Annotated in this window: 9 protein-coding genes; 3 read left to right on the top strand and 6 right to left on the bottom strand. The window is 72.8% G+C overall.

Annotated features, from left to right (window positions below):
- The 4 genes from J0670_RS20460 to pdxH form a co-directional block, all read right to left on the bottom strand.
- A partial coding sequence (locus J0670_RS20460; protein ID WP_207813082.1) for a KGGVGR-motif variant AAA ATPase occupies window positions 1–1297 on the bottom strand: 1297 nt, incomplete at its 3' end.
- Window positions 1294–2637 (bottom strand): TIR-like protein FxsC, encoded by a 1344-nt coding sequence (locus tag J0670_RS20455; RefSeq protein WP_207813081.1) that lies wholly within the window; start codon window positions 2635–2637, stop codon window positions 1294–1296. The genes J0670_RS20455 and J0670_RS20460, both read right to left, overlap by 4 nt.
- An 85-nt stretch (window positions 2638–2722) precedes the next feature.
- Window positions 2723–2911 (bottom strand): hypothetical protein, encoded by a 189-nt coding sequence (locus J0670_RS20450; RefSeq protein WP_207813080.1) that lies wholly within the window; start codon window positions 2909–2911, stop codon window positions 2723–2725.
- 110 nt (window positions 2912–3021) lie between these two features.
- The gene (gene pdxH, locus J0670_RS20445) at window positions 3022–3747 is read right to left on the bottom strand and encodes a pyridoxamine 5'-phosphate oxidase (RefSeq protein ID WP_374223133.1); all 726 of its coding nucleotides are present in this window, start codon (window positions 3745–3747) and stop codon (window positions 3022–3024) included.
- A gap of 347 nt (window positions 3748–4094) precedes the next feature.
- Between pdxH and J0670_RS20440 the strand changes: the two genes are divergently transcribed.
- Both J0670_RS20440 and serC read left to right on the top strand, forming a co-directional pair.
- Window positions 4095–5195, top strand: coding sequence for a citrate synthase 2 (locus tag J0670_RS20440; protein ID WP_207813079.1), 1101 nt, complete (start codon window positions 4095–4097; stop codon window positions 5193–5195).
- Window positions 5196–5355: 160 nt separating this feature from the next.
- A complete protein-coding gene (serC, locus tag J0670_RS20435) occupies window positions 5356–6474 on the top strand; it encodes a phosphoserine transaminase (protein WP_207813078.1) in 1119 nt (372 codons plus the stop codon).
- Window positions 6475–6788: 314 nt separating this feature from the next.
- Here serC and thpR read toward each other — a convergent pair whose 3' ends face one another.
- Window positions 6789–7376, bottom strand: coding sequence for an RNA 2',3'-cyclic phosphodiesterase (thpR, locus tag J0670_RS20430; protein ID WP_243437282.1), 588 nt, complete (start codon window positions 7374–7376; stop codon window positions 6789–6791).
- Between the two features lie 46 nt (window positions 7377–7422).
- Between thpR and J0670_RS20425 the strand changes: the two genes are divergently transcribed.
- Entirely contained in the window at window positions 7423–7947 is a 525-nt protein-coding gene (locus J0670_RS20425; protein WP_207813076.1) for a GNAT family N-acetyltransferase, read from the top strand.
- 54 nt (window positions 7948–8001) lie between these two features.
- Here J0670_RS20425 and J0670_RS20420 read toward each other — a convergent pair.
- The coding region (locus J0670_RS20420) for an MFS transporter (protein WP_374223132.1) at window positions 8002–9375 on the bottom strand (1374 nt) is incomplete at its 5' end.

Genomic DNA, 9375 nt, shown 5'->3' with positions numbered 1-9375 from the left:
CCGCGCCGAGCCGTCGCCACAGCTCGCCCGCCCTCGGGAACGCCCGGTACTCGGTCGACAGCAGCGCCAGCACCCGCCCGTCGCCCTCCGCCGGTCCGTCGGCCTCCGGCAGCGCGCCCGTTCCGTCCGGCGGCACCGCCACGCTGTGCAGCGAGACCAGGTAGCCGAACCCCGCCATCGCGTGGGCCGCCCACTCCGCCCAGATCCGGTCCCCCGGGGCGTAACTCACGTGCACCCGGCGGGACCTGGCCCGCCCGGGCCGCAGGTAGGCCGCGTAGAGCCGCCGCCGCACCCGGTCCGGGACGGGCGCCAGCTCCCGCACGCGCCCGTCGGTGAGCCAGTCCGCCAGCCGCTCGAAGGCGCTGAGCAGGGTGCGGTTCTGCCCCGGCCGGTCGACGACGGTCGCCGGCACCTCCTCGTAGGCGTAGAAGGGCTTGTACGGCACCTCCACGTCCCGCCAGTACGCCGTCCGGCGGTCGGAGCCGAGCCAGCGGCCCAGGTACGGGGCGAAGGCCTCGTGGGCGAGGTCGCGGCCGGCGGCGAGCCCGGCCCGTTCGGTCTCCTCGACCCGCATCGGCACCGGGAGCACCCGGATCTCCCGGACCTCGGCCTCGGCGATGGCACGGGCCGCGTCGACGCCGCCGCGGATGCTCTGGGCGCCCAGGGTGAAGCAGTCGACGACGCTGTCGGGCATCAGCACGGTGCAGATGCCCGAGGTGTCGCTGACCCCGGTTCGACTGTCGATCAACACGTAGTCGTAGGAGTCGGTCCACTGCTCCCGAAGGACGGTCAGGAACTCCGCCCCGCGCACGTCCGCCCGGGTGTAGAAGCTCCGCCAGTTGAAGCTGGTGACGGCCGCCGAGTAGGCCCCGTTCTGCCGCCCGGCCGGCATCAGGTCGAGCCGGCCGTCGGAGGGCAGGTCGAGGGCGAGTCCGCACAGGTAGCCGTCGAGCCGGCCCGGCGCGGTGAGCCACTCCCTCGGTCCGGCGGCGGAGGTCTCACCGGCGCCGGGCAGCGCCTGGTCGACGTAGGCGCGCAGCAGGTCGATCAGGCCCGGGGTGTCGCGCAGTTCGGGGTCGATCAGCAGCGGGTGGTAGTAGCGGTGCAGGCCGGGGGCTTCGAGGTCCCAGTCCACCACCAGCACGCGCAGGCCCTGGCTGGCCAGGATCCAGCCGAGGTTGGCCAGGGCCATGGTCCTGCCGGTACCGCCCTTGAACGAATAGAAGGTGACGACCGAGCCGGTCGCCGGCGGGGCGGCGGTACCGGCTTCTGCCAGCACGGCCTGGTCGGCGGTCATCGCTGTGGGTCTCCTTCGCGCGGCTGGTCGGGGGCGCTCCTGGGCGGCCGGCGTGGCCGGGGCGGCAGGCGCTCCACGTCGAGGGGTGGCCAGGCCGGGATGGCCAGTCCGGGTATGGCCGTCGTCTCCGTGCCGAGCCCGAACGAGGCCCTGGCGGCAACCGGGTCGTCGGCGTCCTCCTCGTCCAACAGGCGGTTCTGGGCGACCGTTACGGCCCGGAGGAGTTCTCTCTCGAAGCGTTCCCTGGTCACGTGCACCCGAAAGAGCGGTTCGGGCCCCGAGCGGTGCAACCAGTTGCGCGGGAACACCGCGCGCACCCCGCCCCACAGGTGCGCGCGGGCCGGCCCCTCGGGCGGGTCGTCGGTGCCGGTGGGTACCAGGACTCCGGTGACCGGGTGGTTCTGGCCGTCGAACTCGCGCAACGCCCGGCCGTACGGCTCCCGCCCCGCCGACCACGGGTCCACCAGGAGCACGCTGACCTGGTTGTTCTCCCGGGCCCGGTCCAGGTCGGCGACGAGGCCCGGCCCGACCTCGTCCAGGGTGGTGATGTGCCCGGCCCTGGTGATCACCTGCTGGGCGCGGGCGACCAGCGAGGGCAGGGTCGGCGGGTGGTAGGGCGCCCAGTCCCAGGGCTGCGGGCCGTACCAGCCACCGCGGTACGGCTGCTGCGCCGCGGCCGGGCCCGGCCGTGCCCGGTCCGCCGCCACGAACAGCCGGACCAGGCCCGTCCGGGTGGGCGCGGGCTCGGCGGCGGGCAGCGGGAAGCAGCCTTCCACCGTACCGAGGTCCAGCGTCGTCAGCGTCGTGACCGGACGCAGCGCGGCGTCGCGCACCCGTTCGGCGATGACCCTGACCACCCTCAGGTAGTCCGGCCCGTACGGCTCCGCGCGCAGCAGTGCGTGCAGCCCGCCGGTGGCGTAGGCCTCGCCCATGTCGTGCTGGACGTACTGGATTCGCTGCACCTCGACGGGCAGTTCCTCCGGCGGCGGCTCCCACAGCACCGGGATCAGGGCCGGGACCGCCTCACCGGTCAACTCCCGGTGCCGGCGCACCCGTTCGTGGAAGGCGGTCCACTCCTTGCCGCAGTACGGGCTGCCGAAGTAGGCCGGCGAGTACAGCGCCACCATGCTGCGGCAGGAGGCGACCGTCCCGGAGAGCTGCTGCTCCCAGTCGTCGCCGACGCGCAGCCGTTCGGTGTCGCGGTAGCCGAGTTCGCCGGTGCCGACCGCGGGTTCGATGCGGGCCAGTTCGTCCTTGAGGTCGTGGAAGAACTGGTCGACGAAGGCACCGCCGGTGAGGTGGTCCCGCCGCGCGTAGCTGAAGAAGAAGTAGGGCTCCACGGTACCCCCCGGTCGGCCAACATGGTTAACCGTACCGAGACTTGGGGGAAGCCGCGCCCGGATGCGGAGCATCCGGCCCGCCCGCTCAGATGGCGGACGAGAACCGCATCACCGGCATGACGTCGGGGCCTTCACCGGCCAGGCCGACCCGGCCCATCAGCCGTCCGACGGCCTCGGGGGTGCAGCGGGCGAGGAGCTCGTCGAGCGTGGGCCCGGAACGGGCGGGATCCGGCTCGGCGGACGGCAGTTCGACAGTGGCACTGGATCCAGGCATCGCGGTCTCACGCATCTGAAGTCCGAACCCCTTCGGAGATGGGTGGATCGCGCCCAACGTACCGGCACACGCCGGGCGCCGTCACCCGGCGCGCGAGCCACCCACCCCGGTCACGGGCAGAGCCGTTCCACCCGCCAGCCGCTCGGGCTCGCCGGGTCGGCGACGTAGCGCAGGCGGTCGTGCAGGCGGTTCTCGCGCCCCTGCCAGAACTCGACGCTGTCCGGGACCACCCGGTAGCCGCCCCAGAAGGGCGGGACGGGGACGCCCTCGCCCTCGGGGTAGCGGCGCTCCAGGTCGGCGTAGCGCTGTTCGAGGACCTCGCGGCCGCCGACCGGGCTGGACTGCTCGCTGGCCCAGGCGCCGAGCTGGGAGCCGTGCGGGCGGGTGCGGAAGTAGGCGGCGGTCTCGTCCCGGCCGACCTTCTCCACCCGCCCCTGGACGATCACCTGGCGGGCCAGCGCGATCCACGGGAAGAGCAGCCCGGCGTACGGGTTGGCGGCGACTTCGGAGCCCTTGCGGGAGCCGTAGTTGGTGAAGAAGACGAAGCCGCGCGCGTCGTAGCTCTTGAGCAGGACGGTGCGCGAGCTGGGCCGCCCCTGGGCGTCGGCGGTCGAGAGCACCATGGCGTTGGGTTCCACCACCCCCGCGTCGTCCGCGTCGTGGAACCAGCGGGTGAACTGGCCGATGGGCTCTGGCGCGAGCTGCTCCTCGACCAGGCCCTCGTGGCTGTAGTGCTTGCGCATCACGGTGAGGTCCGGGCCTGGGCGGGCCTCGTCGGCCAGGGACCGGGTGGCGGGGCTCGGGGGCGTCGACTGGGCGCGTTCCGGGGTCTGCACATCAACATCATCCCGTACGACAAGCAACGGGCACCGCTACCTCCGGACAAACCTCGGCCGGAGTTGAGGTGACTCGCCGCCGCTTGGCCGCCCGTTCCATGGGTAATTGTCCGGAACAGGGTGTTTGGTTCCGGACCTCGGCCCGGGCACGACCGTCCCTCGACCGGCCCGCGACGGGAGAGTCGACGGGGAAGTCAAGCGGCTCAGGGAAAACATCACCACCGTGGTGTATGGCGCAATGCACCCCGTGCCTGTCACTCTGGCACCGAGTGCCAACCACGATTCGGTCACTGGCGCACCGCCCCACCACGGCGGGGCACCGATCGCAGAACTGAAGGAGCCGTCGTATGTCCGATTTCGTACCCGGGCTTGAGGGAGTCGTCGCGTTCGAGAGTGAGATCGCCGAACCCGACCGTGAAGGCGGCGCCCTGCGGTACCGCGGTGTCGACATCGACGACCTCGTCGGCCACGTCTCCTTCGGCCACGTCTGGGGCCTGCTCGTGGACGGCAAGTTCAACCCCGGCCTGCCGGCCGCCGAGCCCTTCCCGATCCCGGTGCACTCCGGCGACATCCGGGTCGACGTCCAGTCCGCGCTGGCCATGCTCGCCCCGGTCTGGGGCCTCAAGCCGCTGCTGGACATCTCCGCCGAGCAGGCCCGCGACGACCTCGCCCGGGCCGCCGTGATGGCGCTGTCGTACGTCGCCCAGTCGGCCCGCGGCCAGGGCCTGCCGATGGTCCCGCAGAGCGAGATCGACAAGGCCGAGACCGTGGTCGAGCGGTTCATGATCCGCTGGCGCGGCGAGCCGGACCCGAAGCACGTCAAGGCCGTCGACGCCTACTGGACCTCCGCCGCCGAGCACGGCATGAACGCCTCCACCTTCACCGCCCGGGTCATCGCCTCCACCGGCGCCGACGTCGCGGCCGCGCTCTCCGGCGCGGTCGGCGCGATGTCCGGCCCGCTGCACGGCGGCGCGCCCTCCCGCGTGCTCGGCATGATCGAGGAGATCGAGCGCACCGGCGACGCGACGGCGTGGGTCAAGAACGCGCTCGACAAGGGCGAGCGCCTGATGGGCTTCGGCCACCGCGTCTACCGGGCCGAGGACCCGCGCGCCCGGGTGCTGCGCCGGACCGCCAAGGAGCTCGGCGCGCCGCGCTTCGAGGTCGCCGAGGCGCTGGAGAAGGCCGCGCTGGAGGAGCTGCACAACCGCCGGCCGGACCGCGTACTGGCCACCAACGTCGAGTTCTGGGCCGCCATCATGCTGGACTTCGCCGAGGTCCCGGCGCACATGTTCACCTCGATGTTCACCTGCGCGCGCACGGCGGGCTGGTCGGCGCACATCCTGGAGCAGAAGCGCACCGGGCGGCTCGTGCGCCCCTCCGCGCGCTACGTGGGCCCCGGCCCGCGCCGCCCCGAGGAGGTCGAGGGCTGGGACGCCATCGCCCACTGAGCGCGCTGAGCGCACCGGGGCCGACGGCTCCGCACCGCCTCTGACCAGCGGGTCCGGCTCCGGCCGGGCCCGCTGTCGGCGCCCTCCGGGCAGCGGAGATCACAATCTCAGCGGGCGGACGACCGTACCCGGAGCGATCCCCGGCCGGTAGGCTGCGCGCGTGGCTCAGATCCAGATCCCCGCTGACATCAAGCCCGCAGACGGCCGTTTCGGCTGCGGACCGTCCAAGGTGCGCCCCGAGGCCCTCAGTGCCCTCGCCGCCACCCAGACCTCCCTGCTCGGCACCTCGCACCGCCAGGCCCCGGTCAAGAACGTGGTCAAGCGCGTGCGCGAGGGCGTGAGCAGCCTCTTCTCCCTGCCGGACGGCTACCAGGTCGTCCTCGGCAACGGCGGCTCCACCGCCTTCTGGGACATCGCGGCCTTCGGCCTGGTGCGGGAGAAGTCCCAGCACCTGGACTTCGGCGAGTTCTCCTCGAAGTTCGCCTCCTCGGTCAAGGCCGCGCCGTGGCTGGCCGAGCCGACCGTGATCAAGACCGCCCCGGGCACCCACCCGCTGCCGGTCGCCGAGGCGGGCGTGGACGTCTACGGCCTCACCCACAACGAGACCTCGACCGGCGTCGCGATGCCGATCAAGCGCCCCGCGGGCGCCGACCAGGGCTCGCTGGTGCTGGTGGACGCCACCTCGGGCGCCGGCGGCCTGCCGGTGGACATCACCGAGACCGACGTCTACTACTTCGCCCCGCAGAAGTCCTTCGCCTCCGAGGGCGGCCTGTGGCTGGCCACCTTCTCCCCGGCCGCCCTGGAGCGCGCCGCCGAGATCGCCGGCTCCGGCCGCTACATCCCGCCGTTCTTCTCGCTGCCGACGGCCATCGACAACTCGTCGAAGGACCAGACGTACAACACCCCGTCGATCGCCACGCTGTTCCTGCTGGCCGACCAGCTGGAGTGGCTGAACGGCAACGGCGGGCTGGACTGGGCCGTCGCCCGTACGGCCGACTCCTCCTCCCGGCTGTACGACTGGGCCGAGAAGTCCTCCTTCGCGACCCCGTTCGTGGCGAACCCGGCCGAGCGCTCCCAGGTGGTCGGCACCATCGACTTCGACGAGTCGGTGGACGCCGCCGCGGTCGCCAAGGCACTGCGTGCCAACGGCATCGTGGACACCGAGCCGTACCGCAAGCTGGGCCGCAACCAGCTGCGCATCGCGATGTTCCCGGCGATCGACCCGGCGGACGTCGAGGCGCTCACCCACTGCATCGACTACGTGGTCGAGCAGCTCTGACGGCTCCGACCGCTCCGGCCGCTCCGACGGCCTCCGAGCACGGCTGAGGGCCACCGCCTGCGGGCGGTGGCCCTCTCGCCGTTCCGGGGCTACTTGCCGACCAGCGAGCTGATCAGCACGACGACCAGCAGCAGCACCAGGGTGCCGGAGACGATGCGCATACGAGTCTTGGGATCCACGGTCATCGAGCGTACCTGTGGCTCACACCGGGACGAACCGGAGGCCCGGCTCGGCTCCGGTCGGATCGGTTCCGGTCGGCTCAGCTTCAGTCGGATCGGTTCCGGTCGGTTCTGCTCCGGTCGGTTCCGGTCGGCTCAGCTCCAGTCGGCCAGCGCCCAGGAGCGCAGCGACTCGTAGTGGGCGAAGCCTCCGTCCAGGTCGCTCTTCATCAGGTGCAGCTCGGCGGCCTCCCACTCCGGCCCCCGGTAGTCCGCCAGCGCCGCCGCCAGCGCGTCCAGCTCGGCCGCCGCGACCCGCTGGACGGCCCGCCGGTGGCCGCGCGAGGAGCCGGCCCGGGCCAGGGTCAGGTGCGGGTGGAAGGCGAAGGCGTCGGTCTCCCCGGTCACCCCGGCGGTGGCCTCGGCGACCGCCTCGGCGAGCCGGCGCAGCGCCCAGGTCTGGCCCTCGATCCCGGCCCAGAGCACCCGGTCGCCGAACCGGCCGGAGCCCGCGATCCGCAGCCGGTGCACCGGGTGCGCCTCGGCGACGTCGGCCAGGCCCGCCTCCAGCTCCGGCAGCCGGTCGGCCGGCACCTGGCCGAGGAAGGCCAGGGTCAGGTGCCAGCCCTCGACGGTGGTCCAGCGCAACCGGTCCGCCCCGGGCATCCCGCGCACCGGCGCGACCGCGTCGGAGAGCCCCTGCAGTGCCGCGACCGGCGGCAGCACCGCCACGAACAACCTCATGGACCCATCTTCCCGCGATCCGGGATCTGGGCTAGAACGTTTTTCCATGAAGATCGACATCCGCACCGGCGGGCCCGACGACATCTCCGACATCCTCGCCCTGCTCGACGGCGCCGTCGCCTGGCTGACCGACCGGGACCGCACCGGCCAGTGGGGCGACCAGCCGTTCAGCACCAACCCGGCCCGGGTCGAGCAGGTCTCCTCGTACGCCGCCGAACCGTTCCTGATCCGGCTCGCGGTGGACGAGGACGGCCGCACGGTCGGCTCCTGCGTGCTCTCCGAGGACCGCGGGAAGTGGATCCCCGCCGTGGACGAGCGCGAACTGTACGTGCGCAACCTGGTCACCGACCGCAGCCGCAAGGGCTCGGGCATCGGGGCCGCCCTGATCGCCGACGCGATCGAGGAGGCCCGCCGTCGCGGCATCGGCCTGCTGCGGGTGGACTGCTACGGCGGCAACGACCGCAAGCTGGTCGCCCAGTACCGGGCGCTCGGCTTCACCGAGACCGAGACCTTCGAGGTCGAGCAGCCGCACGGCATCTGGCCCGGCCAGGTCCTCGAAATCCGGCTCTGACACCCCAGGTTTCCCCGGAGGCCTTGTCGACCTCCGGGGAAACCTGACGTCACGTCAGCAGGCCGTGGCCAGCTCCGACTTGCGCGCCGGAGCGGTCCGCGGCACGAAGGCCACGACCCGGCCGCCGCGGCCCGGGTGCAGGTCGAAGCGCACCCGCAGGTCGGCGCTGCGGGCCAGCACCAGACCGACCGCGGCAGCGGCCAGCGCGGACACCAGCCCGCAGGCCAGCAGGCCGAGCCGGGGCCCGTACGAGGCGGTCACCCAGCCGACGATCGGGGCGCCGATCGGCGTGCCGCCGGTGAAGACCAGCACCAGCAGGCCCATCACCCGGCCGCGCATCTCCGGGTCGGTGGCCAGCTGCAGCGAGGAGTTGACCGAGGTGTTGAAGCTCAGCCCGAACACCCCGATCAGCATCAGCAGCAGCGCGAAGGTCCAGTAGTCGGGCGCGAAGGCCGCGACCACCTCCAGCGTGCCGAAGGCCAGTGCCGCGCCGACCAGCCGCCGCAGCCGGGGCGCGCCCCGACGGGCCGCGAGCAGCGCGCCGGCCAGCGAGCCGATCGCCATCGCGGTGTTCAGCAGGCCGTACTGCCCGGCGCCCACCTTGAAGGTGTCGTACGCGAAACCGGAGAGCAGCGTCGGGAAGTTGAAGCCGAACGTGCCGATGAAGCCGGCCAGCACCATCGGCCAGAGCAGCTCGGGCCGCTCCTTCACGTACCGCAGGCCCTCGCGCAGCTGGCCCTTCTCCCGGGCGATCGGCTCGGTCGGGCGCAGTTCGCTCTCCCGCATCGCGAGCAGTCCGCCGATCACGGCGGCGAAGGACAGCGCGTTGACGGCGAACGCCCAGCCGCTGCCGACCGCGGCGATCAGCAGGCCCGCGACGGCGGGGCCGATCAGCCGGGCGGTCTGGAAGTTGGCGGCGTTCAGGCTGACGGCGTTGGCGAGGTCCTTGGGCCCGACCATCTCCGCGACGAACGCCTGCCGGGCCGGGTTGTCCACCACGGTGACCAGGCCGAGCAGCAGGGCGAAGGCGTACACGTAGTACGGCGTCACCACGCCGCCGACGGTCAGCACGGCCAGGCCCGCGGCGAGCAGGCCCATCACGCCCTGGGTGTAGATCAGCAGCCGGCGCTTGGGCATCCGGTCGGCGAGCACCCCGCCGAACAGGCCGAGAAGCAGCATCGGCAGGAACTGCATCGCGGTGGTGATGCCGACCGCGAGCGGGCTGCCGGTGAGGCTCAGCACCAGCCAGTCCTGGGCGATCCGCTGCATCCAGGTGCCGGTGTTGGACACCACCTGGCCGGCGAAGTAGTAGCGGTAGTTGCGAACGCGCAGTGAGGAGAACATCCCCCCGGGCCGGGTGAAGCGGGCGCCGGTCGGAGATGTGGCTGCGGGGGTGCGGCCGGGAGCGGCGGGATCCTCCGCCGCGGT

Origin of the sequence: Streptomyces sp. FH025, assembly GCF_017427025.1 — a bacterium.
GTDB lineage: Bacteria > Actinomycetota > Actinomycetes > Streptomycetales > Streptomycetaceae > Kitasatospora.
The sequence above is the reverse complement of the archived record's forward strand: the minus strand, read 5'-3'. Positions and strand labels throughout refer to the sequence as shown.